We start from the raw sequence: 24,220 nt of genomic DNA, 5'->3' as shown, positions 1-24,220 counted from the left end.
CGCGGACGGGGCGGCGCGGTCAGATGACCGCCGCCCTGACCCGTGCCGACACCCATTCGGACAGCACGACGGTCGCGAGGATCACGAGCAGGATCATCGTGACCTGCGGCCATGCGAGCACGTTGAGCGATGCGTTGAGCTTCAGCCCGAGGCCGCCGGCCCCGACGAGCCCGAGGATCGCGCTCTCGCGGATGTTGATGTCCCATCGGAAGACGGTGATGCCCCAGAAGGCCGGGAGGATCTGCGGCACGATCCCGTAGTCGAGCACCTGGGACGGCGACGCCCCCGTCGCGCGGACGGCCTCGATCTGCCGGACATCGGTCTCCTCGATCGCCTCGTAGAGCAGCTTGCCGATGAAGCCGACCGACCGCAGCCCGATCGCGACGATCCCGGCGAGGATGCCGGGACCGAGGATCGCCACGAGAAGCAGCGCCCAGATCAGCGAGTTGATCGAGCGCGACGCCACGATGACGAAGAGGGCGACGGGCCGCAGGAGGAGGGCCGAGGGCGTGGTGTTGCGGGCCGCAAGGAAGGCCGTCGGAACGGCGAGGATCACGCCGAGCAGCGTTCCGAGGGTCGCCATGTTCAGGGTGTCCCAGAGCGGCACCAGAAGTTCGGGCAGGTAGGACAAGCGCGGCGGGAACATGCGGTCCCCGATGTCGGCGGCCTGCCGGGGGGCGTCTGCGACGAAAGTCCAGATCGTCGTCTCGGTCATCACCTGCCAGCACCACACGAACAGCGCCACCAGCCCGAGCCAGCCGAACCAGAGCGCCAGCCGGGCCCCGCGGCTGCGGTGCTCCCATCGGGCCGGGAAAGCGGTCTCGGTCATTGCAGGAACTTTCGCAGGTAGGACGAGCCGTATTCGGCCACCATCACGCAGCCGATGATGATCAGCAGGATCGCCCCCGCACTGTCGTATTCGTAGCGGTCCATCGCGGTGTTGAGCGTGGCGCCGATGCCGCCCGCGCCGACGATGCCGATCACCGCGCTTTCGCGGAAGTTGATGTCGAGCCGGTAGAGCGAGAGGCCGATCAGCCGCGGCATCACCTGTGGCTGGATGCCGTAGTTTAGCACCTGCATCCACGACCCGCCCGTGGACCGGATCGCCTCGGCCTGCGCCTCGTCGATGTCCTCGATGTCCTCGGCAAGAAGCTTGCCGATGAACCCGATGGTCGCGAAGCTGAGCGTGAGGAAGCCCGCGAACGGGCCGAAGCCGAACATCGCGACGAAGAAGATCGCGATGATCACCTCCTGCAATGCGCGGCTGACGGCGATGATGCTGCGGCAGATGTAATAGACCCAGGCCGGCGCGAAATTGCGCGCGGCGCCGATGCCGATGGGAACCGACAGGGCGACACCCACCACCGTGGAGGTCAGTGTCATCGTCAGGCTTTCGACGAGCCCCCGCGAGATATCGGTCCAACGCGAGATGAAATCCGGTTGCAGGAACCCCTGCACGAACCTCAGCCCGCGCTCCATGCCGACCGAGACGCGCGCCCAGTTCACCTCGACGGTACCGATGGCGAGGATCAGGTAGACGAGAACACCCAGCTGGATGGCGTAGCGCCATCCCCGGTGGGTCAGGATCTGCGGCGGGCGGCGCCAGGTGGTGGGATAGGCCGTCATGCGGACAGCGCGGCGAGCCTGCGGGCCGTCTCGGCCTCGGCCTCGCGGTCGTCCTCGCCGTCCTTGCGCATCGCGGTCCAGTCTTCTTCGCCGTAGATCGTGGTCAGCTCGGCCTCGGTCAGCTCTTCCGGTGAGCCATCGAACACGACGCGTCCCGCGCGCAGCCCGACGATGCGCTGCATGAACTGCTGTGCCAGCGGCACGTCGTGGATGTTGACGATGGCCGGCAGCCCGCGCTCTCCGCAGACCTCGATCAGCAGGCGCATGATCTGGCGGCTCGTCTTCGGATCGAGGCTCGCGGTCGGCTCGTCCACCAGCAAGAGCTCGGGTTCCTGACTCAGCGCCCGGGCGATCCCGACGCGCTGGCGCTGCCCGCCCGACAGGGCATCGGCCCGCTTGTCGGCCTGGTCGATCAGCCCGACGCGGTCGAGCAGGCGATAGGCGCGCTCGATGTCGCTGCCGGGAAAGCGCCGCATGAAGCTCTGCCAGAAGCCGACATAGCCGAGCCGCCCGGACAGGACGTTCTCCATCACCGTCAGCCGTTCGACCAGCGCGTATTCCTGGAAGATCATGCCGATCCGCCGGCGTTCCCGGCGGAGCGCCCTCGGCGGCAGGCGGGCGAGATCGACCTCACCGAGCAGGATCCGGCCCGACGAGGGCTCCACGAGCCGGTTGATGCACCGGATCAGCGTCGACTTGCCGGCGCCCGAGGGACCGATCAGCCCGACGACCTGGCCCTTGGGCACTGTCAGGGACACGTCGGTCAACGCCTTGTCGCCGGTCCTGTAGACCTTCGTCAGGCCCCGGAGTTCGAGCATGATGAGCCTTTCGCCGAAACGCGACGGATGCGGGCGATCTCTCGCCCGCATCCCGCCCAGATCAAGAACAGGTTACTGGCAGGCGTAGGACACGCCGTTCGCCTCGTCGATCTGGCGGATGACCGCCCAGTCCTCGGCGAAGGTGATCGGGATGAACTGCGCTTCGCCCGACTTGGAGAATTCCTCCTCCAGCGTCGTGCCTTCCCATTCGAAGCTGAAGAACGCCTCGCGGATCGTCTCCTGCAGTTCCGGGGTCAGGTTGTGCGCGGTGCCGTAGCCCGTGGTCGGAAAGGTCTGCGAGGTGTAGATCACCGTGAGCTGATCCTCGGAGACCACGTCCCGATCCAGCATGCGGGCCTTGACAGAATTGGCGATGGCGGCGGCGGGATAGTCCATGTTGGCCACGCCGAGGATCGAGGCGTCGTGCGCCCCGGAGAAGACCGGCTCGAAATCGGTGCCGGCCACCAGCCCGAACTCGGAAGAGAGCAGGGCCGAGGGAGCCTTGAAGCCCGAGTTGGACGTTTCGGAGGTGAAGGCGAGCTGGCTTCCGGCGAGATCGGCCACTTCCTCGATGCCCGACCCGGGATGGGTGATGATCTCCATCTCGTAGCCGAACGAGCCGTCCGCGGCGGCCATCATCGCGAAGGGACGGAAGCCGGCGCAGGCGACGGCCAGCGGGTTCGAGCCGGTGTTGAAGCCGGCGATGTGCAGACGGCCGGCCCGCATCGCCTCGATCTGCGCCGCGTTCGACTGCACCGGGAAGAACTGGACCGTCTTGCCGGTCGCCTCTTCCATATGCGTCAGGAAGTCGGCCCAGGCCGCGGCGTAGACGGAGGGGTCCTCCACGGGCGTGTAGGCGAAGATCAGGGTGTCGGGGTCCGTGAGTTCGGAGGCATCCGTCGGGATGTCCGCGATCATGTCCCCGTCGGCGTCGGTATAGCGGGCGTCGAGCGCGAACTCGGCGCTGGCCGCGGTGGACAGCATCGCGGCCGCAAGGGTCATGCTGATGATCGTGGTGGTGTTCGCCATTCTCGGTCTCCTGCACAGGTCGATTGCCTCGCAGCTACCTGCCCAGTGTAGCGACAGGATGACTGGCGCCCGCTGCCCTTGCGTCCGGTCCGGCGCTGGAGGAGCGGCTTGCGGGGAAGAGTTCGGCGCGCGGGCCTCCGCCGACCGGGGCCGGTGCCCGGTCGCGGCTCAGGCGAGAAGGCTCAGTCCGAAGACCGCCGCGAGGCCGATCGGCGCGATGCGGAGGAGCCACCCGAGCGCGGTTGCGGTCCGGCGCCGGAGGTTGAACGCCCGACTCAGGCGGGACGGCGGGAACTTCCAGCCGAGGATCATGGAGGTCGCGAGAGCCGCGAGAACGGTTCCGTTCGAGCCGACTGCCTCGTTCAGGGCGTCGAGCACGGGACGCCCCGCGATCTGCCATTCCGGGGCGGCGTAGGACAGCGCGGACGGCACCCCGAGAAGCGTGATGGCTCCGATCCCGGCGATGACGGCCCGGACACTGTCGAAACGGGACCACTGCTCGCGCAGGGCCGCCGTCACGACCTTTGCGCCTCCTATGCAGGACGACAGGGCCGCGAGGAAGAGGAGCCAGAAGAAGGCCGGCGCGAGGAGGCCGCCCCCGGCCATCTCCTCGAAGGCCGTGGGCATCGCGACGAAGGCAAGCTCGGAGCCGGCCCCAGGATCGAGCCCGGCCGCGAAGACGAAGGGAAAGATCGCGAGCCCCGCGAGGATCGCGACCGAGGAGTTGATCGCGGCGATGGAGGCGATCGCCCTCGGCACGTTCACATGCTGCGGCAGGTAGCTTCCGTAGGTGATCAGGTAGCCCTGGCCGATCGTCATCGAGAAGAAGGCCTGGCCGAAAGCGGCGCGCCACAGGTCGAGGTCGGACATCCGGGTGAAATCCGGGCGGAAGAGGAATTCGAGAGCCTCTCCCGCCGCGCCGTCCGTCAGGCCGTAGACGGCGATGCCGACGATCACGAGACCCAGTACCGGCATCAGGAACTGCGCCGCCCGTTCGATCCCGGAGAGTCCCAGGGCGAGAATTCCCCCGACGAGAGCGGATGTCGCCAGGAGCCACCAGACGGACTCGTATCCGGAGGTGAACTCCGCGAAGTCCGGCGTGGCGGAGACCGTGGCTTCCACGGCGAAGCCCAGGGTCCAGCCCGTGATGACGAAGTAGTAGCTGTCGATGGCGAGCGTCAGCAGGACGACGCCGATCCCCACGGGGACGAAGCGGCGGCCGAGCTTGCGGAAACTGGCAACGACCGACCCGTGCGCCTGGCGGCCGGCGACGATCTCGAGGGCGGCGAAGGGCAGGGCGAAACACAGGACGGCCACGGCATAGGCCATGAGGAACGCGCCGCCGCCGTTCTCGCCGGCCAGTGTCGGAAACCGCCAGAGGTTACCGAGCCCCACCCCGGCGGCGGCCGTCGACAGGACGAACGCGCGTTCCGAGGACCAGGCCGCGGCGGGCTGCTCGCCGCGCCGGACGGCCTCGTGGGAGACGTCGGTCGACCCGGCGGCCGGCTGGGGATCCTCGTCCCCCGTCCCGGCCGCGGTCCCCTCCGTCTCGCCCCCGCGTGCCGCGCTCCCGGCCTCCTCGCGAGGTGGCGGATGATCCGGGGCGCAGGATGTCGTCTCGTCCGGCGGTCGAGGCCGGGTCGATGAGAACTTCATTCGGATAACCATGTGCGGACGTGCGCGTCGTCCACCAAACGGAGGAACGGTCGGGCCTGTTCCGTGCCGCCGGCCGCCGTCGGACCAGCCTTCGGGACGCCGAAGGCTCCCGGCGTCCTGTCACGATCCCCGCTGACGCAGGGGGCCGAGACGTTCTGCCCATCGCATGGCAAGGCGCAGCCCGGCGTCTGTCGGGGTCTGTGCCGGCTGTCGGTCTCGAACGGCAAGTCCGGCTCGCTGGCCGAATATGCGTTTGCCGTAGCAGATCAGATGATCGACGGACTGCATCATGAAGACGAGCGCCGGCAGCACCTCCGCATGGGCCGCCTCGGCCGCTTCGGTCTCTCCGGCGAGCCACAGGTCGTGGACCCGGCAGGCATGGTCCACGGCATCGGGGGCGAGCACGAAACCCGAGGCGCCGACGCGCAGGCAGTCGGTCATCTCCAGCCCGCCGCGCCCTCCGAGGCAGGCGATGTCCGGGCCGCACCGCTCGATCAGCGCCGCCATGTCCACGGCGGAGCTTTCGGCCTTCATGAGCTCCAGCCGGACGAGCCGTCCGCGCAGCCAGGCCACATCCTCGGCAGAGAGGGACCGGCCCAGGTATTGCGGCGCGTTCTGAATGCCGAGGGGCAGGTCGATACCCTCGCCAACACGGGCGAAGAAGTCGAGCAGGTCCGCCGCTCCGGCCCGGGGCGGCTGCAGAACCGCGAAGGCCGCGCCTCGGTCGATGGCGTGATGCAGCGCCGCGCGTTGGTCGGCGACGGTGTCGCCCATGATCGTGACGGACAGCGGGCACCGGTCGGCGATGTCCTCCGCCGCCCAGTCGACGACGTCTCGTGCCTCTTCGACGGAAAGCTTCGGGCCTTCGGTGGCGAGGCCGAGAACCGTGATCCCGTCCACGCCGCACGCCAGAACGGCCTCCACCTGCGCGCGCATCGCGCCCCGGTCGAGTTGGCCGCGCGCGTCGAAGAAGGCGTAGAGGACGCAGTGAACGCCCTGCACGCGGGTCGCCGGGGCGGCTACCATTCCGCGACGGACCCGTCCGCGTGGCGCCAGACCGGCGCGCGCCAGTCGTGGCCGGTTTCCGAAAGGCGGATCACCGCCTCTTCGTCCACCTCGACGGAAAGCCCCGGTCCCTCGGGAATGGCCAGGTAGCCGTCCTCGAGAGCCACCGCTGCCCGGTCCGCAACGTAATCGTGCTGGCCGATGGTGCCGTTGTAATGGATGGCCGTGGCGTGCTCCTGCAGCACGGCGTTGTGGCAGAGCGCGTCGATCTGCAGGCAGGCGGCGAACGCGATGGGCCCCAGCGGGCAATGGGGGGCCAGCGCTACGTCATGGGCCTCCGCCTGCGCGCCGATGCGCAGCATCTCGGAGATGCCGCCGACATGGGCGGTGTCGGGGTTGACGATCCCTGCGGCGCGCAGCTCGAAGAGCTGTCGGAATTCGGCGCGGCTGTGCATCCGCTCGCCGCAGGCCAGGGTGATCGGCGTGCCGCGCGCCAGGTCCGCCATGGCGGGGAGCTGGCCAGGCAAAACGGGGTCCTCGACGAAGAGCGGGCGGATCGGCGTCAGCTCCGCCAGCAGGACCCGGGCCATCGGCACGCTGACCCGGCCATGAAAGTCGACGGCGAGGTCGAAGTCGGGGCCGACGGCGTCGCGCAGCGCGCCGATGTTGGCGAGGATCGCGTCGACCTGGGCATGGGAGGCGATCATCGGCACTTCGCCCGCGACGTTGAACTTCGCCGCGGTATATCCTTGGGCGCGCGCGCGGTGGGCATCCTCGATCAGGGTCTCGGCCCGGTCGCCGCCGATCCAGGTATAGGCGCGGATGCGGTCGCGGACCCGCCCGCCCAGAAGGGCGTGGACAGGCTGGCCCAGCGCCTTCCCCTTGATGTCCCAGAGCGCCATGTCGATGCCCGAGATCGCGCTCATCAGGACCGGGCCGTCCCGATAGCAGCCGTTGCGGTAGAGCATCTGCCAGATGTCGGTGATCCGGCCCGGGTCGCGACCGATCAGCATGGGCGCGTATTCCGCGATCTTGGCGGCGAGGGTTGCGGCATGGCCCTCGAGCACCGGCTCGCCCCAGCCCGAGATGCCCTCGTCGGTCTCGATCTTCAGGAACAGCCAGCGGGGCGGGACGGCGAAGGTCCTGAGCGCGGTGATCTTCATGCGGGGGCTCCTGTCGCTTCGGGCGTCACTGCGAGCCCGCCGCGGCGGCCTGCGCCTGCTGGCGCTCGGACCGGGCGAGGCGCCACTGGCCGATGGCGACCGCCGCGACGAGGAGAAGGCCCTTGGCGACGAGCTGGTAGAAGGTGGGGATGCCGAGGAGGTTCATCCCGTTGGCCAGCACCGCGATCAGCATGACGGCGAGCATCGTGCCCACGATCGTGCCCTTGCCGCCCGACAGCAGCGCGCCGCCGAGGAACACCGCGGTGATCGCCTCGAGCTCCAGCCCCTGTGTCCCGGAGGCGGGCTGGCCCGAGCTGGTGCGGGCGGTGACGATCACGCCGGCGAGCCCCGCCAGCGCACCGGAGATGGCATAGATGCGGAACTTCATCGACGTGAGGTTGATCCCGGCGAGCCGCGCCGCAGCGGGATTGCCGCCCATGGAATAGATGGAGCGGCCGAAGACCGTGGTCTTCATCACGATATGGGCGACGACGGCCACGAAGAGCAGGATCAGGAAGGACACGGGGATGCCCGGAAAGCCCTCGGTCTCGAAGACGCGGCCCGAGCCGAGGAAGCGCAGTTCGGGATCGAGCACGCCGACGGGGCGGCCTCCGGGCGCGATCAGGAAGGCCAGGCCGCGGAAGGCCGAGAACGTCGCGAGCGTGGCCACGACCGGGTTGACGCGCAGCACGGTGATGATCGTGGCGTTCACCAGCCCCAGGACCGTTCCGAGGGCCATGCCCCCGGCGATGCCGAGGCCCACCATGTCCGTGGCGTTCACGACCAGAGCGCACACGACGGAGGCCGCCCCCGCCATGGAGCCCACGGAAATGTCGAGGCCGGCGGAGACGATGACCAGGGTCATGCCCACGGCGAGCAGGCCCACCACCGCCATGTTCTGCCCGATGTTCAGGATGTTGCGGGCGGAGAAGAAGAACTCCGACTGCGAGGCGATCAGGGCCACGAGGATGATCAGAGCGATGATCAGCGACAGGTTCTCGGCCCCCACGAAGGCGGTGATCCGTTTCAGCGCCCCGTCCTGCGACGGCGGTCTCGGAGTATCGGTGGTGGTCACGGAAACCTCTCTTGTGTCGTCATGCGGCCGTTCCGAGGGCGAGATTGACGATCCGCTCCTCGGTGGCTTCGTGTCTGGGGACCGGCTCGGAGATGCGGCCGTCCTTCATCACGATGATCCGGTCGGACATCGACAGAAGCTCGGGCATCTCCGAGGAGATCATCATGATGGCGAGGCCCGAGCGGGCGAGATCGTCGATCAGGCGATAGATTTCGGCCTTGGCGCCCACGTCCACCGCGCGGGTGGGCTCGTCGAGGATCAGCAGGCGCGGGGAGGCGGCGAGCCAGCGGGCGAGGACGACCTTCTGCTGGTTGCCGCCCGACAGCTTGCCCACCTCGGTCTCGAGCGAGGGCGTCTTGATATCGAGCCGGCGCACCAGCGGTTCGACGGTCTCCAGCATTTCCGCCTGCCGCAGGATGCCCCATCGCGACAGCTTGTGAAACACCGCCATGCTCGCGTTCTCCATCACCGAGCGGACGAGGATCAGCCCCTCGCCCTTCCGGTCCTCGGGGGCGAGGCCCATGTTGGCGCGGATCGCGTCCGAAGGGGTGCGGATGGTGCGGGTCTCGCCGTCGATGCGGATCGTGCCCGAGGTTCGGGGATACTCGCCGAAGATCACCTTCGCGAGTTCAGTGCGCCCGGCGCCGACGAGACCGGCGAAGCCGACGATCTCTCCGGCGCGGATCGAGAAGCTGATGTCGCGATGCCAGCGGCTCGAGAGCCCTTCGACCTCGAGCACGACCTCGCCCGGCTCCACAGGCTTGCGGCGCATGCCGTGGGCGTCGAGGTCCCGGCCGACCATCAGACGGACGATCTCCTCCTCCGAAGTGGCGTCGATCTGCAGGTCGCCCGTGGGCGCGCCGTCCTTGAGGATGAAGACCCGTTCGGCGATTTCCATGATCTCGTGCAGGCGGTGACTGACGTAGATCACCGCGAGGCCATCGGCCTTGAGCTGGCGGATCAGGTCGAAGAGTCGCTCCGTCTCGCGCTGGGTCAGAGAGGAGGTCGGTTCGTCGAAGGCCACGACCTTGGCGCCCGGTTTCAGCGCGCGCAGGATCTCCACGAGCTGCATCTGCGCCGGGGACAGCGTGCGTCCTTCCTGATCGAGGTCGATGAGCCCGGCGAACCCGTACCGTGCGAGCATCGCCGTCGCCTCGCGGCGCATCCGGGCGAAATCCACCCGTCCGCCGCGGCCGGCGGGCATCTCGCCGATGTAGATGTTCTCCAGCACGCTGACGAAGGGCACGATCTCCGGTTCCTGCCGCACCAGCCGGAACCCGGCCTCCCGCGCCTCGAGCGGCGTCCCGCCGTCGAGCGAGGTGCCGTCCAGGGACACATGCCCCTCGTCGAGCGCGTAATCGCCGGACAGGATCTTCAGCAGGGTGGACTTGCCGGCCCCGTTCTCGCCCACGATGGCGACGATCTCGCCGCCCTTGAGCTCGACCGAGACGTTGCCCAGGGCGCGGACGCCGGGGAAGGACTTTCCCACCGACTTGATGCTCAGATGAACGGACATGGAGACCTGGTTCGGGACGTCGGAAGGGACGCGGGCCGCCGCTGGGAGAAGCGGCCCGCGCGGTCACGGCCTTGCGTCACTCGCAGGGCATGACGTCTGCATAGGTCGTGGGATCGACGATCGTGGTGTCGGCCACCGTGTTGAGCGGCAGCGGCTCGCCCGACTCGATGGAGTCGATCAGGGCGTTCGCCGCCGCCGCGCCCACATCGGTGCCGCTCAGGTAGAGCGCGGCCTTGAAGCCGGTGGGCAGTCCGGCGGCCCAGGGACGACAGGCCTCGTAGGCGCCGAGACCCACGGCGATGATCTCGTCGGGCTGGAAGCCGGCGTTGCCAAGCGCGTTGACAGCGCCGAGAACGCCCTCGTCGTTGCAGGCCACGACGACCCAGCGATCGACCTGCGGATTGGCGGTGATGAGCGGCCCCGCCGCGGTCAGGGAGGCATCGGTCGTGCCATCATAGGGGACCTGCACGATGGCGTCGGGCGACGCGCCTGCCGCAGTCAGTTGCTCCTTCGCGGCATTGGTGCGGTCTTCGCAGACCGACAGGGTCTGAACCTCGACGCTGAGAATGCCGTAGCTTTCGCCATCGAGCCACCCGCTTTCGACCAGCAGTTCGGCGGCCTTCTCGCCCACGCTCGTCCCCATGGCCACGCCGTCGAAGCCGGCAAAGGGCACGGGGTTGCCGCCCTCGTCCATCAGGGGGTCGTCCGTGGCAATGAGCGGGATGCCCGCATCGGCGGCCGCGGTGGCGAGCGCCGGACCGAGCGCCTGGTCCGGCGCGGTGATCGCGATGCCGGAGGCCCCGCCGGCGATGGCGTCGGACATGGCACTGATCGCGAGGTTGGAGTCGAGCTCGACGTTGATCACGCGGCTGTCGTAGCCCCGAGCCTCTGCCGCGGCCTGAAACCCTTCGGCCTGGTCGATGAAATACTGCTGAGTGCCGCTCTTGTAGATCGCCACGATCTCCTGCGCGGCGGCGGCGCCTCCCCACAGCCCGAGCGCGACGGCGGCCAGGCTGACTGTCCTCAGTTTCCTCATGGTGTCCTCCCTATGGTGCCTGTGCCCCTCCTCGGGCAGGCTGGCCTGACGTTGATCATCTGTTTATCTTATTAAGTCAACCGGCTGACGAGAGGGAGAACCACATGCGCCGACTGGAGCGGCAGACAGCCATCGTCACGGGGGCGGGGCAGGGGATCGGACGGGCGATCGCCCGCCGTTTTGCACAGGAGGGAGCGCGGGTGGTGATCGCGGAACTGGACCGCGAGACCGGGGACAAGGCCGCCGGGGAGATCGCCGAGGAGACCGGCGCCGAGACATGTTTCGTCGCCACAGATGTCTCGGACCCCGACAGCGTCGCGCGCATGGCGGCGGCCACCGAACGGCGGTTCGGCCACGCTTCGGTCCTCGTGAACAATGCCGGGATCAACGTGTTTCACAGGCCGCTCGACCTGACGGACGAGGACTGGCGACGCTGTTTCGCGGTGGATCTGGACGGGGCCTGGATCTGTTGTCGGGCGGTGCTCCCGGCGATGGTCGCCGCAGGCGACGGCGCCATCATAAACATCATCTCGAACCACAGTTTCTCGGTGATTCCGGGCACCTTCCCTTACCCGGTGGCAAAGCACGGGCTGCTCGGGCTCACGCGGGCGCTGGCGCTGGAATACGCGTCTGCCGGTATCGCTATCAACGCGATCTCGCCCGGCTATACCGATACCGCTCTCGCGGAGGCCGAGTTCGCCAGGGCGGAGGACCCGGTTCGCGCCCGGGCGGAGACAGAGGCGAAACAGCCCGTGGGCCGCCTCTGCTACCCCGACGAGATCGCTGCGATCGCGGCGCTTCTGGCCAGCCATGAGGCGCGGTTCATGATCGGAGAGAACGTGGTCATCGACGGCGGCGTGTCGATCAGGATGTACGAGTGAGCCGGGGCGCCCGTCAGTCCTCCCGGAGCAACGCGAACCCGTCGTGGGCGTCGTCGATCGCGCGCTGGATGAGCCGCCGCATGGCCCGCTCCGCGCCTTCGGCGTCCCGGGCAATGAAGGCGTCGAAGACCGCCTCGTGCATCGCCTGGCTCTCATCCATCCCGATCATGTCGCTGGTATACCCACGCGCGCGCATCTGCAGATCGATCAGCAACTCCAGCGCGGCCTCGATGACGGAGAACAGCTGGTCGAGAAGCTGCGACCGCACGGCCCCGATCAACGCCCGATGAAAATCGAGGTCGGTCTCGATGAAGCGCCGGCGCCTGAGATCGCGCGGAAGATCCGAATCCGCGAAGACTTCCCGCTTCGCGGCCCAGGCCTCCGACATCCGGGCGCGTGCGGCCTCCGTCGCCTCCAGCGTCGCGGCATAGGCGACCCCCGGCTCGATGACCAGCCGCAGACGCAGCAGATCCTGAAGCAGGCCCTTCCGGTCGCCCGCCCGGATGCGCCATTCCATGACGTCGGGATCGAGCAGCCGCCAGGCGGCTCTCGGCTGAACGCGCGTTCCGTCCGAGGTGCGCGAGCGCAGCATCCCCTTGGCCGACAGTATGCGCACCGCCTCACGCACGACGGAACGGCTGACCTTCATCTCCTCGACGAGGTCCGCTTCGCGCGAGATCACCCCTCCCTCGGGCCATTCTCCGCTCACGATGCGGGCTCCGAGCTCGTTGACGGCGCCCCCGAGAATGCCGCGAACCTCGATCCGCCCCGAGAGCTCAGACTTGATGTTGGTTCCGGTTCGCATCATCTTCGCACAGCTTTATCAGACAAACTGATAGTTGCGATGATCCGCGTGTCCAAGCCCTAGTTGCTCGCCGTGCGGACCGGGTGCCCGCAGATCCGGCCATCCCGTAGCGGCAGCCGGGAAGCCGGCCAACCGGTCACGCCAAGGCTGGTCAGGTGCTCGCGCGCAGGACAAGGTCCGGTCTCAACATGCCATGATCGGCTGCACGGCCTCCGCCAATGCGCGACAGCAACGCTTCTGCGGCGCGGCGCCCGAGCTGGTCGCCGTGCCGTTCGATGCTCGAGAGGCAGATCATCGGATAGCCCGCCGCAGGCCCGTTGTCGTAGCCGATGATCGCCAGTGGCCCGGGCATGTCGACCCGCGGACCTTCGGCGGATCGATGAACCGGATCGGGTGAATGTCGCTCTGGCAGCGGTCTTCGCCTTGCCCTGCTGCTGCCCGCCCGGTTCCGCCATGCCGTCCCCGTCCGTTCTCCGCCCCAGGTGGTCCCCACCATCTGGGTCCTGCAGGGCAGGGCACCATCGGGCAAGGCGGCCGCGACGTGACCCACGCGGAACCGAGCGCCCGAGGCATCGCCATGATGGTCCGGAACGACGCGCTCCAATCCCACCTCACGGAGCGCGAGAACGCCGGTTTCGTCCGTGACGGGGCGGTGCAGCAGCGGCCCAACCCGCGAACCGGTGCCGACATGATCCACCCGAGATCACGGTCTCAGGCATGGACACGGCGCCCTGTGTGACAGAAGTGGCGGAGACGAAGGGATTCGAACCCTCGAGACGGTTTCCCGCCTACTCCCTTAGCAGGGGAGCGCCTTCGACCACTCGGCCACGTCTCCGCCGACGGGTATAACCGCGCCTGCGACCGGGCCACAAGGCGAAATGCCTGGCGCCTGTGCCGGGGCCGCAAGAGGCGCGCACGGGGGCGACTTGCTCCCGCGTTCCCCGAACGGTGGCGGGCAGGGGACGGATTGCGCCGATGCGGGGCGGGACCCGGTGGGAGCGGTCAGCCCGCGGCGGTCATCTCGACCTCGACGAGGAACTCGGGCCTCGTGAAGCCCGAGACGATGACGAGAGTCGAGGCCGGCAGGTGGTCCGATCCGGCCAGCCAGTCGTCCCGGGCGCGCATGTACTCGGCCATGTGGGCGCGGTCGGTGACGAAGGTGTTCAGCCGGACCACGTTCGCGATCCCGAGGCCGGCCGCCTCGACGATGGCGAGCGCGTTGGCGAGGCACAGTCCCGCCTGGTCGTAGACCGAGCCCGGCACCGAGCCGTCCGGAGCGATGCCGAGCTGGCCCGAGGTCATCACGAGCCGCGCCCCGGCGGGTACCGAGATGCCCTGCGCATAGGCGCCGAAGGACGGGTGGATGCGGTCGCAGGTCACGCGGGTCAGCATGGTCGTCTCCCTTGGCCGCGCCATTCTGTCCCACCGGCCGGACGCCCCGTCCAGAGCGCGCGGCGCGTGCGACCTCGCGGACCCGCAGAGCGCACAGGAACGCGGCATTCATGCTTTGGTTCCGGCGCTTTTCTGTGCGATCATCCGTGCAGCCGCAGCAATCCCCGCGCGAGATTTCCCATCCCGGGAAGTTCACGCGACAATCCGGTCAGTTTGTCAGGAGATCCACCCATGAACCTCGTCTCGATGCGCGCTGCCCGTTGCGCGACGATCCTCGCCGCCCTTCCGGCGGCCGCCGCTCCCGCCTTCGCACAGGACCTGACCGAGGTGACCTTCGGCACCAACTGGGTCGCCCAGGCCGAGCACGGCGGTTTCTACCAGTCGGTTGCCAACGGCACCTATGCCGAATGCGGTCTCGACGTCACGATCCTCCCGGGCGGACCGCAGGTGAACAACCAGGCGCTGCTGCTCGCGGGTCGCATCGACTTCTACATGGGCGGCACGCTCAGCGCGATGTTCGCCGTGCAGGAGGACCTGCCGCTGATCGACGTGGCCGCCTCCTTCCAGAAGGGCCCGCAGGTTCTGCTGACCCATCCCGGCCGTGTCGACAGCTTCGAAGGCATGAAAGAGCTGACGATGATCGTCCAGGACGCCGCCACCTACTATGACTGGATGAAAGCGGCCTACGGCTTCACCGACGAGCAGCGGCAACCGTACACGTTCAACGCCGCGCCCTTCATCGTGAACGAGGACAGCGCGATGCAGGGCTACCTGTCCTCCGAACCCTATGCTGTGGAACTGGAAACCGGGTGGAAACCCGACGTCTGGCTGATCGCCGACGCGGGCCACTCCCCCTATTCGACCACGATCCAGACCCTGCGCCAGACAGTGGAGGAGAGCCCCGAGGTCGTGGAATGCTTCGTGAACGGCTCGATTCTTGGCTGGTACAACTACCTCTACGGCGACAACTCGGCCGCGAACGAGCTGATCCTCAGCGACAATCCGGACATGACCCAGGACAAGATCGACTTCGCCATCGCCGCAATGATCGAGAACGGCATCGTCGATTCGGGCGACACGCTGGAGCTCGGCATCGGCGCCATGACCGACGCCCGGATGGAGGAGTTCTACACCTCCATGGTCGAGGCGGGCGTGCTTCCCGAAGGGCTCGACTACACCCGGGCCTACACGACCCAGTTCATCAACCAGGGCGTCGGCCTCGACCTGCGGCCGGAATGACGCCGGAATGAGGGTCGCCCGCCTGGCCGAACGCGCGCCGATCCTGCACATGCGGGAGGTCGACAAGACCTTCGGCGGGGAGGTGGTGGCGCTGCGCCGGATGTCCCTGACAGTCAACGAGGGCGACTTCATCTCGCTTCTCGGGCCGTCGGGCTGCGGCAAGTCCACGGCGCTGCGGCTGATCGCGGGGCTCATGCCGCCCACGGTCGGCCGCATCGAGTGGGAAGGCGGGCAGGGGGCCGACGACCTCGGCGTGGTGTTCCAGGAACCCACGCTGATGCCATGGGCGACGGTGGCCAAGAATGTCTGGCTGCCGTTCCGCCTGCGGGGCCACAGCTACCGGTCGGTCCGGGACAGGATCGAGGAAGCCCTCGCCATGGTCGGGCTCGAGAAATTCGGGAACGCCTACCCGAGGGAGCTTTCGGGTGGCATGAAGATGCGCGTTTCCATCGCCCGCGCGCTGGTCACGAACCCCCGCCTGATCCTGATGGACGAGCCGTTCGCCGCGCTCGACGAGATCACCCGCCAGAAGCTCAACGACGACCTGCTGGAGCTCAAGGCACAGATCGGCGCGACGGTGATCTTCGTCACCCACTCCGTCTTCGAAAGCGTGTTCCTCAGCGACCGCATCCTCGTGATGGCCGCCCGGCCCGGACGCGTGGTGCAGGAGATCGTCGTGGACGAGCCCTATCCGCGCGGCATCGCGTGGCGCACCGCTCCCGAATACGGCCGCATTGCGCGTCAGACCTCCGACGCCCTGCAAGGCACCCTGTACACCAGAGAGGCCGCCGAATGACCGTCTCCGAAACCTCAGCCTCCACCCGCGCCGAGACCGGCTCAGGTCCCATGTACGACGCCGACGAGGAACGCCGCGCCCGCAAGAAACGGGTGGAGGCCATCGCACAGTGGGTCATCCCGATCACGGTCATGGCCATTGCGATCTGGTACTGGGACCGGATCGTGGTGTGGAACGGGATCGAGCCCTACATCCTGCCCCGGCCGGGCCTGGTCATGCGGACGCTGTTCGAGGACTGGGGCACGCTCTCCCAGTCTCTCCTGGTGACGCTCCAGATCACCGGCATGGCCCTTGCCGTCGCCGTGATCGGCGGCGTGGGGCTCGCCATCATCTTTTCGCTCTCGCGCTTCGCCGAGATGTCCTTCTCGCCCTTCGCCGTGATCCTGCAGGTGACGCCCATCGTGGCCATCGCGCCGCTGATCTTCATCTATGTCGAAAGCCGGCTCGTGGGCCTCTTGATGTGCGCGTGGATCGTGGCCTTCTTCCCGATCCTCGCCAACACGACGCTGGGTCTGAAGTCGGCCGATCACAACCTGAGCGATCTCATGACGATCTACCGCGCGAACCGCTGGCAGCGATTGCGCTACCTGCAGATCCCCTCGGCGCTGCCCTATTTCCTCGGCGGGCTCAAGATCGCAGGGGGCCTCGCGCTGATCGGCGCCGTCGTCGCGGAATATGTGGCGGGCACGGGCGGCATCGGGTCGGGTCTCGCCTTCCGCATCCTCGAGGCGGGCTACCGGCTGCAGATCCCGCGGATGTTCGCGGCGCTGTTTCTGATCGCGCTCACGGGCGTGATCATCTTTGCGACAACCTCGCTGATCGCCCATCTCGCCCTTCGGAAATGGCATGAGAGTGCCCTGAAAAGAGAATAACCGAATGCCGCTGCCGAAGATCCCGGACGGGCCCGTCCGTCTGGAGAACCTGACCGTGCCGGGCTGCCTCATGGGCCTCGCGGACAAGATGACGACCATCGACCTGACCCTCTCGGGAGAAACGATCGGGGCGGGCGCCGCCGACACTGTGCTCGACATGAAAGGCGCCATGGTGCTGCCGGCGCTGGTCGACATGCACACCCATCTCGACAAGAGCCATATCTGGCCGCGCACCCCCAATCCCGACGGCACCTTCGACGGCGCCATCGAGGCGGTGCGGGGCGACACCGCCGCGCGCTGGGCCGCCGAGGACGTCCGCACGCGGATGGACTTCTCCCTCCGGTGCGCCTGGGCCAACGGCACCCGCGCCATCCGCACCCATCTCGACAGCCACCCGCCGCAGGATGCCATCTCCTGGCCCGTCTTCGCCGAGGTCCGGGACGAGTGGGCCGGGCGGATCGACCTTCAGGCCGCCTGCCTCGTCTCCTGCGACCATGCGACGACCCCCGAATTCCTGCGCACCGCCGACATCGTGGCGAGCCTGCGCGGCGTTCTCGGCATGGTGACCTATCCGAACGACGAACTGCCGATGCAGCTTCAGGCCTTCTTCACCGCCGCCGAGGCGCGGGGCCTCGACGTGGATTTCCATGTGGACGAAACGCTGGATCCGGCCTCCAACACTCTGCGCAGCATCGCGCAGACGGTGATCGACCGCGGGTTCGAGCGGCCCGTGACCGTGGGCCACCTCTGCTCGCTTTCGACCATGCCGGAGGACGAGGCTCTGGCGACGCTCGATCTGGTGGCTCGTGCGGGACTGAACGTCGTCAGCCTGCCCATGTGCAACCTCTACCTGCAGGACCGCCACGCGGCCCGCACCCCGCGCAACCGCGGCATCACGCTGGTGCACGAGATGGCCGCCCGCGGCATTTCCATCAGCTTCGCCTCGGACAACAACCGCGATCCCTTTTATGCCTATGGCGACATGGACATGATCGAGGTCTGGCGGGAGGCGACCCGCATCGGCCATCTCGACCATTCCGACATCGACTGGCCCCTGTCATTCGTCACCAATCCCGCCGTCGCCTGCGGCTTCGCGCCGCCGTCGCTCGACCCGGGCGCGCCCGCCGATCTCGTGATCTGCAACGCCCGCAGCTGGTCGGAATTCCTGTCGCGTCCGCAGGCCGACCGCATCGTGATCCGAAAGGGCAGGGCGATCAACCGGACCTTGCCCGATTATTCCGAACTCGACCCGCTGATGAGGACCGCATGACCGCGAACATCGAGGCCGCCATCTCGGCGCTGAGCCATCTCGACATCGACACCAAGCCTGCCTCCCTCAAGGCGCGCAGCCGCGATTTCTTCTGGTATTCGCCGGTGCTGAAGGACCGGCTCGATCACGTCATGGCCGATTTCGCCGTCTCTCCGAAATCCGAGGCGGAGGTGATCGAGGTTCTGAAGGTCTGCTATGCCCACGACGTGCCCGTCACCGCCCGCGGCACCGGCACCGGCAACTACGGCCAGGCCATGCCGCTGGCCGGCGGCTGCGTGCTGCACCTGAACCAGATGAACGCCATCAAGGATATCTCCCCCGGCCGCCTCGTGGTCGAACCCGGCGCGCTCCTGAAGGACATCGACGCCGCCACGAAGGCGCATTCCGGGCAGGAGCTGCGCATGTTCTCCTCCACCTGGGCCACCGCGACCATCGGCGGCTTCATCGCCGGCGGATCGGGCGGTGTGGGCTCGGTCCACTGGGGCGCTCTGCGCGACGTGGGCAACATCATCCGCTTGCGCGTCGTGACCATGGAGGAGGAGCCCCAGATCATCGAGATCACCGGCGAGGACCTGCACCGCGTCAGCCATGCCTACGGCACCAACGGGATCATCACCGAACTCGAGATCCCGCTGGCCGCCGCCTACGACTGGGAAGAGCTTTTCGTCACCTTCGACGATTTCGAGGAGGCCCTGCGCTATTCCTACGATCTCGCCTCCTGCGACGGCCTCCTGCTGAAGCTCGTGACGCTGTTCGAGCCGCCCATCGCTCACGATTACTTCCAGCGCGTCAAACCCCATGTGACGCCGGAAAAGACCGTGCTGGCGCTGATGGTCGCGCCGCAGTCCATGCCCGGCTTCGAGACCCATCTGGCGCACTGGTCGGGCGAGGTGATCTACCGAAAGGGCCATACCGACTGGCCTCGGGATCCGGGCCTGATCTTCGAATACGGCTGGAACCACACCACGCTGCGCGCGCTCAAGGTCGATCCCTCGATCACCTACCTGCAGGTGGGCATCGGCACCGAGGACCCCGTGGGCCGCGCGTTGAGGTTGCGCGAGGAATTCAGCCCCGAGGTCCTGCTGCACATCGAGGTCACGCGCCAGAACGGCAAGGTCGGCTTCGGCAGCCTCTCCCTCGTGAAGTTCACCACCGAGGAGCGGCTCGACGAGATCGTCCGCATCCACGAGGCGATGGGCGCGCCAAACTTCAACCCGCACCGCTACACGCTGGAGGAGGGCGGGCGGCAGTCCGTCGATGCCCGCCAGCTCGAATTCAAGCGCCAGGCCGATCCCAAGGGCCTCCTGAACCCCGGCAAGATGATCGCCTGGGACGATCCCGACTGGACCTACGACCGCATGTACGCCTGGCCGGGGATGACGAAGGCCGCGGAATAGATGCCACGCGCGCTCGTCGTCTACGCCCATCCCTGCGAGGAGAGCTTCAACGCCGCCCTGCACCGGGAAACCGTCGCCGCGCTGACCCGCGGCGGCTGGGAGGTGGACGACTGCGACCTCTACGCCGAAGGCTTCGATCCCGTCCTGACTGCGCAGGAGCGGCGTGATTACCACGACACGGCCATCAACACCGCCCCCGTCCAGGGCTACGTCGACCGGCTCCGCGCCGCGGATGCGGTGGTCTTCGTCTTCCCCGTCTGGAACTTCGGCTATCCCGCGATCCTCAAGGGGTTCTTCGACCGCGTCTTCCTGCCCGGCGTCTCCTTCGACCTCAAGGACGGCACGCTCACCGGGAGCCTCGACAACATCCGCAAGCTCGCCGCCGTCACCACCTACGGCTCCACGAAATGGCGCGCTTTCCTCATCGGCGACCCCCCGCGCAAGCTGATCACCCGCGCGGTCTGGGGCGTGACGAAATTCGCCAAGGTCAAGTACCTCGCCCTCAACGACATGAACAACGTCACCGAGGCCCGGCGTAAGGCCTTCCTCGCGAAGGTCGGCAAGGAAATGGAGCGGTTCTGATGCGCGCCCTCGTCGTCTACGCCCATCCCGTCGCGGGCAGCTTCAACGCCGCCATCCGCGACCTCGTGCTCGACAAGCTGCGCGCGGCCGGCGCCGAGATCCGCCTCCGCGACCTCTATGCCGAAGGTTTCCAGGCCTGCCTCACCGGTCCCGAACTCCAGGCCTATCTCGACAGCCCCGCCAACCGCGCGCCGGTCGAGGCGCATTGCGCCGACATCGAATGGTGCGACACGCTGATCTTCGTCTATCCGACGTGGTGGTACGGTCTGCCCGCCATGCTGAAGGGCTGGCTCGACCGTGTGCTCCTGCCCGACGTGGCCTTCCTGATGCCCGACGGCCAGAACAGGACGATCCGCCCCGGCCTGCACCACATCACCCGGCTCGGTGTCTTCACCACCTGCGGAGCCTCGTGGTGGCTCACCCGCATGATCGGCGCGCCGGGCCGCCGCACGCTGATCCGCGGCGTGGGCCTCCTGCTGCATCCCCGGGCGAGAAAGGTCTTCGCCGCCCATTACCTGATGGACAGCTCCACGCCCGAAAGCCGCGCGAAACACCTCTCTCGCGTGGCCGCCCGGATGGACCGTCTCACTGGCGCCCGCGCCCCCGCCGCCCCGATGAAGGAATCCAAGGCATGAGACGCGACTGGAAAGACTACCGCGCCCCCGAGTTCCGCGCGATCGACCCCGACAAGACCATCGCCATCCTGCCCACCGCCGCCATCGAGCAGCACGGGCCGCACCTGCCGGTGGGCACCGACACGATCATCAACGAGGGTCTGCTGGCGCTGCTGAAAGAGCGCGCGCCCGAGGACATGGACCTGCGTATCCTGCCCGTGATGGCCGTGGGCAAGTCGAACGAGCACCTCTGGGCCGCGGGCACCGTGACCCTCACTGCGGAAACCGCGCTGAAGGCCTGGACGGAAATCGGCCTATCGGTCGCCCGCGCCGGCATCCGCAAGATGGTCATCGTCAACAGCCACGGCGGCAACGTCGATCTCATCTCCATCGTCTCGCGCGAACTGCGGGTCCGGGCGGGCATGTTCTGCGTCCGCCTCGGCTGGGGCGCCTTCGGCCCGCCCGAGGGGCTCTGGAGCGAGCAGGAGGCGAAACACGGCATCCATGGCGGAGACGCGGAAACGTCGCTGGTGCTCCACTTCCGCCCCGAGACGGTGGACATGGAGGCCGCCGAGGATTTCCGCTCCACCGCCGAAACCCGGGCCATCCAGCCAATCGGCCCCGTGGCCTACGGCTGGATCGCCTCGGATGTGAACCCGCACGGCGTGTCCGGCGAGGCGCATCTCGCCACGGCCGAGAAGGGCGCGCGGGCCGCCGACAAGATGGTCGCCGACATGATCGCGCTGCTGCGACAGGTCGAGGCGCAGGACCTTGCCCCCTTCGCCCCCGTCGAGACGCCTTTCTGACGCCCGGATAACCGGCCCGAAAATCCCGACATTTCCGGATCTTGAGCTGCACTCCTCACGCCGCTGGACGGGGGCGTGCGCCGCCTGAAACGCGCTCGCACGCCCCTGGCGTCACCCGTCCTGAAGCTGCCCGTTTTCCGCGCTGCAGCGTATGACATCGTTGACATGATGCTGCAGAATCGGGCACCCTCGTGGATGACACCGATGTCATGGCGGTTCGAGCCACCTCGGTGCAGGGGAGGACCATGTCGACGATCTACGATGTCGCCCGTGCGGCCGGCGTGTCGCCGAAGACCGTGAGCCGGGTCCTGAACGGCGATGCCGCCGTCCGGGAACCGACCCGCGAGACCGTGCGCAAGGCCATCGCCGAACTTGGCTACGTCCCCTCGTCGGCGGCCCGCGCCATGCGCTCGAACCGCTCCGGCCTCGTCGGCCTGATCACCGGGGCCATCTCCGAGGGACTTCAGGAAAGCGGCCCCGCCGGTCTGCCGGAAATCGTCATCGTGCGCGGGGTCCAGAAGGCGCTGGCCGATGCGGGGCTCACCGTTCTGATCGCCGATACCGGCGGCCGGCAGGACGCGGCCCCCGGCCTGATGCGCACCTTCGCCGAACACCGGGTGGAGGGCGTGCTCTTCGTCTCCAGCTATCACCAGGTGGTCGAGCGCCCCCCGGCGCCGGGCCTGCCGGTGGTGCTGGTCAACTGTCACGACGGCGGCGCCTCGCCCGCGATCCTGCCCGACGAGGCCGCCCTTCAGCGCGCCGTGACCGAGCGCGTGATCGCCAGCGGCCACCGGCGCATCGCCTACCTGACCCTGGCCAGGGGCATGGCCGCGACGCCCCTGCGCGTCGAGGGCTACCGCGCCGCGCTCGCGCAGGCGGGCCTCGCCGCCGATCCCGAGCTCATTCTCGAGGCCGATGTCCTCGCGGATGACTCCGACCGCGAACTGGCCGCGCTCTCAGCAGCGCTCGACCGGGTGCTGGCGCTGCCGCGGCCCCCGACCGTGCTCCTCTGCGGCAACGACCGCATGGCGATCCGCCTTTATTCCATGCTGCGCGACCGCGGCCTCTCGGTACCCGGCGACATCTCCGTCGCCGGGTTCGACAACTACCGGCTCATCGCCGAAACCCTCGACCCCGCGCTCTCGTCGGTCGAGCTGCCCTACGCCCGCATGGGCGAGGAGGCGGCCCGGCTGCTCGTGTCGATGACGCGCGGGTCCGACGCATCCCCGCCGCCCGACCCGATCCTGGTCGGCGGCGAGGTGTACTGGCGCGACAGCGTCGCCGACCTGTCCGCCAACCCCGAGAACTCACCGTCATCAGGGAGGACCATCAGATGACACGCACGACACTGCTCGCCTGCGCCACGGCACTTGCCGGAACGGGCGCCCATGCCCAGACCGAGGTTTCGATGTGGTATCACGGCGCCGGCAACGAGGTCGAAAGCCGGATCATCAACCAGATCGTGGACGACTTCAACGCCAGCCAGTCCGACTGGGCCGTGACCATCGAGAGCTTCCCGCAATCGAGCTACAACGCCTCCGTCGTCGCCGCGGCGCTGGCCGGAAACCTGCCCTGCATCCTCGACGTGGACGGCCCGATCATGCCCAACTGGGCCTGGTCCGGCTACATGCAGCCGCTCGATATCGACGAAAGCCTGATCGAGGACTTCCTGCCCGGCACCAAGGGCATCTGGGACGGCGAACTCTATTCGATCGGTCTCTGGGATGCCGCCGTTGCGCTCTATGCGCGGGAGTCGACGCTCGAGGCGCTCGGCCTGCGCCGTCCGACGCTGGAAGAGCCATGGACCGGCGAGGAATTCATGGCCGCTCTCGATGCGGCCAAGGCCAGCGGCGATTTCGAGTATCCGCTCGACCTCGGCATGAACGATCAGGGCGAATGGTATCCCTATGCCTTCCTGCCGTTCCTGTGGTCCCATGGCGGCAGCCTCGTCGACCGCGAGAGCTACACCTCCGCCGAGGGTGCGCTGAACGGCGAGGCCGGGATCGCCTTCGGGCAGTGGTGGCAGTCGCTCTTCACCGAGGGCTATGCGCCGGGCACGAGCCAGGACCCCGCTTCCCAGCAGCGGGGCTTCATCGAGGGCGACTTCGCGTTCCAGTGGAACGGCAACTGGCGCGCCGTGGCGACGATGGAAGAGGTCGATGACGTGATCTTCCTGCCCGCCCCCGATTTCGGCGCCGGCAACTACATCGGCGGCGGCTCCTGGCAGTTCGGCGTCTCTGCGACCTGCGAAACCCCCGAGGGCGCCAATGCCTTCATCGAGCACGCGCTGCAGGACGAGTATCTCGCCGCCTTCTCCGACGGCATCGGCCTGATCCCCTCGACCCCGAGCGCGGCGGAAATGACCGAGAACTACGGTGAAGGCGGGGCGCTCGCTGTCTTCTTCGATCTGTCGAACGAGCAGGCGCGCCTGCGGCCGGTGACACCCGGCTACGTCGTGCAGTCGGAGATCTTCACCAAGGCGATGGCCGACATCGCCAACGGCGCCGATGTCGTGGACACGCTCGACGCGGCGGTGGACGAGATCGAGGCCGATATCGCCAACAACCAGGGCTACGGTCACGAGTGATCGCGGTCGGGGCCCCGGCGCGCCCGGGGCCCCGGTCACCTGCGTCCGGTCCGCG

At 68.1% G+C, this 24,220-nt stretch carries 24 protein-coding genes and 1 tRNA gene; 11 read left to right on the top strand and 14 right to left on the bottom strand.

All coding sequences use genetic code 11. From position 1 onward, the window contains the following. Positions 1–19: 19 nt before the first annotated feature. The 10 genes from phnE (EAT49_RS03630) to EAT49_RS03585 all read right to left on the bottom strand — a co-directional run bounded on the left by phnE (EAT49_RS03630) (position 20) and on the right by EAT49_RS03585 (position 10,924). The gene (gene phnE / locus EAT49_RS03630) at positions 20–829 is read right to left on the bottom strand and encodes a phosphonate ABC transporter, permease protein PhnE (protein WP_123640942.1); all 810 of its coding nucleotides are present in this window, start codon (positions 827–829) and stop codon (positions 20–22) included. Continuing rightward, positions 826–1,626 (bottom strand): phosphonate ABC transporter, permease protein PhnE, encoded by an 801-nt coding sequence (gene phnE / locus EAT49_RS03625; protein WP_123640941.1) that lies wholly within the window; start codon positions 1,624–1,626, stop codon positions 826–828. The genes phnE (EAT49_RS03630) and phnE (EAT49_RS03625) overlap by 4 nt, the downstream gene beginning before the upstream one ends. Further along, positions 1,623–2,444, bottom strand: a complete 822-nt coding sequence (phnC, locus tag EAT49_RS03620) for a phosphonate ABC transporter ATP-binding protein (RefSeq protein ID WP_123640940.1) — start codon at positions 2,442–2,444, stop codon at positions 1,623–1,625. The genes phnE (EAT49_RS03625) and phnC overlap by 4 nt, the downstream gene beginning before the upstream one ends. A gap of 72 nt (positions 2,445–2,516) precedes the next feature. Beyond that, entirely contained in the window at positions 2,517–3,446 is a 930-nt protein-coding gene (gene phnD / locus EAT49_RS03615) for a phosphate/phosphite/phosphonate ABC transporter substrate-binding protein (RefSeq protein ID WP_425459510.1), read from the bottom strand. A gap of 195 nt (positions 3,447–3,641) precedes the next feature. Next, the gene (locus tag EAT49_RS03610; protein WP_185020629.1) at positions 3,642–5,129 is read right to left on the bottom strand and encodes a sodium-dependent transporter; all 1,488 of its coding nucleotides are present in this window, start codon (positions 5,127–5,129) and stop codon (positions 3,642–3,644) included. Between the two features lie 120 nt (positions 5,130–5,249). Next, the gene (locus EAT49_RS03605; protein WP_123640937.1) at positions 5,250–6,155 is read right to left on the bottom strand and encodes a dihydrodipicolinate synthase family protein; all 906 of its coding nucleotides are present in this window, start codon (positions 6,153–6,155) and stop codon (positions 5,250–5,252) included. Then, positions 6,149–7,297 (bottom strand): galactonate dehydratase, encoded by a 1,149-nt coding sequence (gene dgoD, locus EAT49_RS03600; protein ID WP_123640936.1) that lies wholly within the window; start codon positions 7,295–7,297, stop codon positions 6,149–6,151. Before dgoD ends, EAT49_RS03605 begins: the two co-directional genes overlap by 7 nt. Before the next feature lie 25 nt (positions 7,298–7,322). Beyond that, positions 7,323–8,372, bottom strand: coding sequence for an ABC transporter permease (locus EAT49_RS03595; protein ID WP_123640935.1), 1,050 nt, complete (start codon positions 8,370–8,372; stop codon positions 7,323–7,325). A gap of 19 nt (positions 8,373–8,391) precedes the next feature. Beyond that, a complete protein-coding gene (locus tag EAT49_RS03590; RefSeq protein ID WP_123640934.1) occupies positions 8,392–9,888 on the bottom strand; it encodes a sugar ABC transporter ATP-binding protein in 1,497 nt (498 codons plus the stop codon). A gap of 76 nt (positions 9,889–9,964) precedes the next feature. Next, positions 9,965–10,924 carry an arabinose ABC transporter substrate-binding protein gene (locus EAT49_RS03585; RefSeq protein WP_123640933.1) on the bottom strand — a complete coding sequence of 320 codons (960 nt, stop codon included), beginning with the start codon at positions 10,922–10,924 and terminating at the stop codon, positions 9,965–9,967. Between the two features lie 104 nt (positions 10,925–11,028). Here EAT49_RS03585 and EAT49_RS03580 point away from each other — a divergent pair, with 104 nt between their 5' ends. Continuing rightward, positions 11,029–11,805: an SDR family oxidoreductase gene (locus EAT49_RS03580; RefSeq protein ID WP_123640932.1), complete on the top strand. Its 777-nt coding sequence runs from the start codon at positions 11,029–11,031 to the stop codon at positions 11,803–11,805. A gap of 13 nt (positions 11,806–11,818) precedes the next feature. On the opposite strand, the gene EAT49_RS03575 is transcribed toward EAT49_RS03580, so the two are convergent. The 4 genes from EAT49_RS03575 to EAT49_RS03560 form a co-directional block, all read right to left on the bottom strand. Next, positions 11,819–12,613 (bottom strand): FadR/GntR family transcriptional regulator, encoded by a 795-nt coding sequence (locus EAT49_RS03575; RefSeq protein WP_123640931.1) that lies wholly within the window; start codon positions 12,611–12,613, stop codon positions 11,819–11,821. Positions 12,614–12,761: 148 nt separating this feature from the next. Beyond that, positions 12,762–12,962, bottom strand: a complete 201-nt coding sequence (locus EAT49_RS21045; RefSeq protein ID WP_185020628.1) for a substrate-binding domain-containing protein — start codon at positions 12,960–12,962, stop codon at positions 12,762–12,764. Between the two features lie 393 nt (positions 12,963–13,355). Continuing rightward, positions 13,356–13,445, bottom strand: a tRNA-Ser gene (locus EAT49_RS03565). Between the two features lie 167 nt (positions 13,446–13,612). Next, a complete protein-coding gene (locus tag EAT49_RS03560; RefSeq protein ID WP_123640929.1) occupies positions 13,613–14,002 on the bottom strand; it encodes a RidA family protein in 390 nt (129 codons plus the stop codon). Positions 14,003–14,233: 231 nt separating this feature from the next. On the opposite strand from EAT49_RS03560, the gene EAT49_RS03555 reads away from it, so the two are divergent. The 10 genes from EAT49_RS03555 to EAT49_RS03510 all read left to right on the top strand — a co-directional run bounded on the left by EAT49_RS03555 (position 14,234) and on the right by EAT49_RS03510 (position 24,165). Beyond that, positions 14,234–15,241, top strand: a complete 1,008-nt coding sequence (locus EAT49_RS03555) for an ABC transporter substrate-binding protein (protein WP_123640928.1) — start codon at positions 14,234–14,236, stop codon at positions 15,239–15,241. Between the two features lie 7 nt (positions 15,242–15,248). Further along, positions 15,249–16,037, top strand: coding sequence for an ABC transporter ATP-binding protein (locus EAT49_RS03550; RefSeq protein WP_123640927.1), 789 nt, complete (start codon positions 15,249–15,251; stop codon positions 16,035–16,037). Further along, positions 16,034–16,909: an ABC transporter permease gene (locus tag EAT49_RS03545; RefSeq protein ID WP_123640926.1), complete on the top strand. Its 876-nt coding sequence runs from the start codon at positions 16,034–16,036 to the stop codon at positions 16,907–16,909. The genes EAT49_RS03550 and EAT49_RS03545 overlap by 4 nt, the downstream gene beginning before the upstream one ends. Before the next feature lie 4 nt (positions 16,910–16,913). Beyond that, a complete protein-coding gene (locus tag EAT49_RS03540; protein ID WP_123640925.1) occupies positions 16,914–18,179 on the top strand; it encodes a cytosine deaminase in 1,266 nt (421 codons plus the stop codon). Next, positions 18,176–19,576, top strand: a complete 1,401-nt coding sequence (locus EAT49_RS03535) for an FAD-binding oxidoreductase (RefSeq protein ID WP_123640924.1) — start codon at positions 18,176–18,178, stop codon at positions 19,574–19,576. The genes EAT49_RS03540 and EAT49_RS03535 overlap by 4 nt, the downstream gene beginning before the upstream one ends. Continuing rightward, the gene (locus EAT49_RS03530) at positions 19,577–20,158 is read left to right on the top strand and encodes an NAD(P)H-dependent oxidoreductase (RefSeq protein WP_123640923.1); all 582 of its coding nucleotides are present in this window, start codon (positions 19,577–19,579) and stop codon (positions 20,156–20,158) included. Next, positions 20,158–20,793: an NAD(P)H-dependent oxidoreductase gene (locus EAT49_RS03525; protein ID WP_123640922.1), complete on the top strand. Its 636-nt coding sequence runs from the start codon at positions 20,158–20,160 to the stop codon at positions 20,791–20,793. The genes EAT49_RS03530 and EAT49_RS03525 overlap by 1 nt, the downstream gene beginning before the upstream one ends. Beyond that, entirely contained in the window at positions 20,790–21,578 is a 789-nt protein-coding gene (locus EAT49_RS03520) for a creatininase family protein (protein ID WP_123640921.1), read from the top strand. The genes EAT49_RS03525 and EAT49_RS03520 overlap by 4 nt, the downstream gene beginning before the upstream one ends. A gap of 245 nt (positions 21,579–21,823) precedes the next feature. Next, the gene (locus EAT49_RS03515) at positions 21,824–22,915 is read left to right on the top strand and encodes a LacI family DNA-binding transcriptional regulator (protein ID WP_123641345.1); all 1,092 of its coding nucleotides are present in this window, start codon (positions 21,824–21,826) and stop codon (positions 22,913–22,915) included. Further along, positions 22,912–24,165: an ABC transporter substrate-binding protein gene (locus tag EAT49_RS03510; RefSeq protein WP_123640920.1), complete on the top strand. Its 1,254-nt coding sequence runs from the start codon at positions 22,912–22,914 to the stop codon at positions 24,163–24,165. The genes EAT49_RS03515 and EAT49_RS03510 overlap by 4 nt, the downstream gene beginning before the upstream one ends. The last annotated feature ends 55 nt before the right edge of the window (positions 24,166–24,220 follow it).

Source organism: Histidinibacterium lentulum (assembly GCF_003789055.1).
Classification (GTDB): domain Bacteria; phylum Pseudomonadota; class Alphaproteobacteria; order Rhodobacterales; family Rhodobacteraceae; genus Oceanicola; species Oceanicola lentulus.
This window is presented reverse-complemented; position numbering and strand designations above follow the sequence as displayed.

What these genes read in the sequence shown, in the direction of transcription:
- phnE (WP_123640942.1), bottom strand. Translation starts at nt 829, where the DNA reads ATGACCGAGACCGCTTTCCCGGCCCGATGGGAGCACCGCAGCCGCGGG.
- phnE (WP_123640941.1), bottom strand. Translation starts at nt 1,626, where the DNA reads ATGACGGCCTATCCCACCACCTGGCGCCGCCCGCCGCAGATCCTGACC.
- phnC (WP_123640940.1), bottom strand. Translation starts at nt 2,444, where the DNA reads ATGCTCGAACTCCGGGGCCTGACGAAGGTCTACAGGACCGGCGACAAG.
- phnD (WP_425459510.1), bottom strand. Translation starts at nt 3,446, where the DNA reads ATGACCCTTGCGGCCGCGATGCTGTCCACCGCGGCCAGCGCCGAGTTC.
- EAT49_RS03610 (WP_185020629.1), bottom strand. Translation starts at nt 5,129, where the DNA reads ATGAAGTTCTCATCGACCCGGCCTCGACCGCCGGACGAGACGACATCC.
- EAT49_RS03605 (WP_123640937.1), bottom strand. Translation starts at nt 6,155, where the DNA reads ATGGTAGCCGCCCCGGCGACCCGCGTGCAGGGCGTTCACTGCGTCCTC.
- dgoD (WP_123640936.1), bottom strand. Translation starts at nt 7,297, where the DNA reads ATGAAGATCACCGCGCTCAGGACCTTCGCCGTCCCGCCCCGCTGGCTG.
- EAT49_RS03590 (WP_123640934.1), bottom strand. Translation starts at nt 9,888, where the DNA reads ATGTCCGTTCATCTGAGCATCAAGTCGGTGGGAAAGTCCTTCCCCGGC.
- EAT49_RS03585 (WP_123640933.1), bottom strand. Translation starts at nt 10,924, where the DNA reads ATGAGGAAACTGAGGACAGTCAGCCTGGCCGCCGTCGCGCTCGGGCTG.
- EAT49_RS03580 (WP_123640932.1), top strand. Translation starts at nt 11,029, where the DNA reads ATGCGCCGACTGGAGCGGCAGACAGCCATCGTCACGGGGGCGGGGCAG.
- EAT49_RS03575 (WP_123640931.1), bottom strand. Translation starts at nt 12,613, where the DNA reads ATGATGCGAACCGGAACCAACATCAAGTCTGAGCTCTCGGGGCGGATC.
- EAT49_RS21045 (WP_185020628.1), bottom strand. Translation starts at nt 12,962, where the DNA reads ATGCCCGGGCCACTGGCGATCATCGGCTACGACAACGGGCCTGCGGCG.
- EAT49_RS03560 (WP_123640929.1), bottom strand. Translation starts at nt 14,002, where the DNA reads ATGCTGACCCGCGTGACCTGCGACCGCATCCACCCGTCCTTCGGCGCC.
- EAT49_RS03555 (WP_123640928.1), top strand. Translation starts at nt 14,234, where the DNA reads ATGAACCTCGTCTCGATGCGCGCTGCCCGTTGCGCGACGATCCTCGCC.
- EAT49_RS03550 (WP_123640927.1), top strand. Translation starts at nt 15,249, where the DNA reads ATGAGGGTCGCCCGCCTGGCCGAACGCGCGCCGATCCTGCACATGCGG.
- EAT49_RS03545 (WP_123640926.1), top strand. Translation starts at nt 16,034, where the DNA reads ATGACCGTCTCCGAAACCTCAGCCTCCACCCGCGCCGAGACCGGCTCA.
- EAT49_RS03540 (WP_123640925.1), top strand. Translation starts at nt 16,914, where the DNA reads ATGCCGCTGCCGAAGATCCCGGACGGGCCCGTCCGTCTGGAGAACCTG.
- EAT49_RS03535 (WP_123640924.1), top strand. Translation starts at nt 18,176, where the DNA reads ATGACCGCGAACATCGAGGCCGCCATCTCGGCGCTGAGCCATCTCGAC.
- EAT49_RS03530 (WP_123640923.1), top strand. Translation starts at nt 19,577, where the DNA reads ATGCCACGCGCGCTCGTCGTCTACGCCCATCCCTGCGAGGAGAGCTTC.
- EAT49_RS03525 (WP_123640922.1), top strand. Translation starts at nt 20,158, where the DNA reads ATGCGCGCCCTCGTCGTCTACGCCCATCCCGTCGCGGGCAGCTTCAAC.
- EAT49_RS03520 (WP_123640921.1), top strand. Translation starts at nt 20,790, where the DNA reads ATGAGACGCGACTGGAAAGACTACCGCGCCCCCGAGTTCCGCGCGATC.
- EAT49_RS03515 (WP_123641345.1), top strand. Translation starts at nt 21,824, where the DNA reads ATGTCGACGATCTACGATGTCGCCCGTGCGGCCGGCGTGTCGCCGAAG.
- EAT49_RS03510 (WP_123640920.1), top strand. Translation starts at nt 22,912, where the DNA reads ATGACACGCACGACACTGCTCGCCTGCGCCACGGCACTTGCCGGAACG.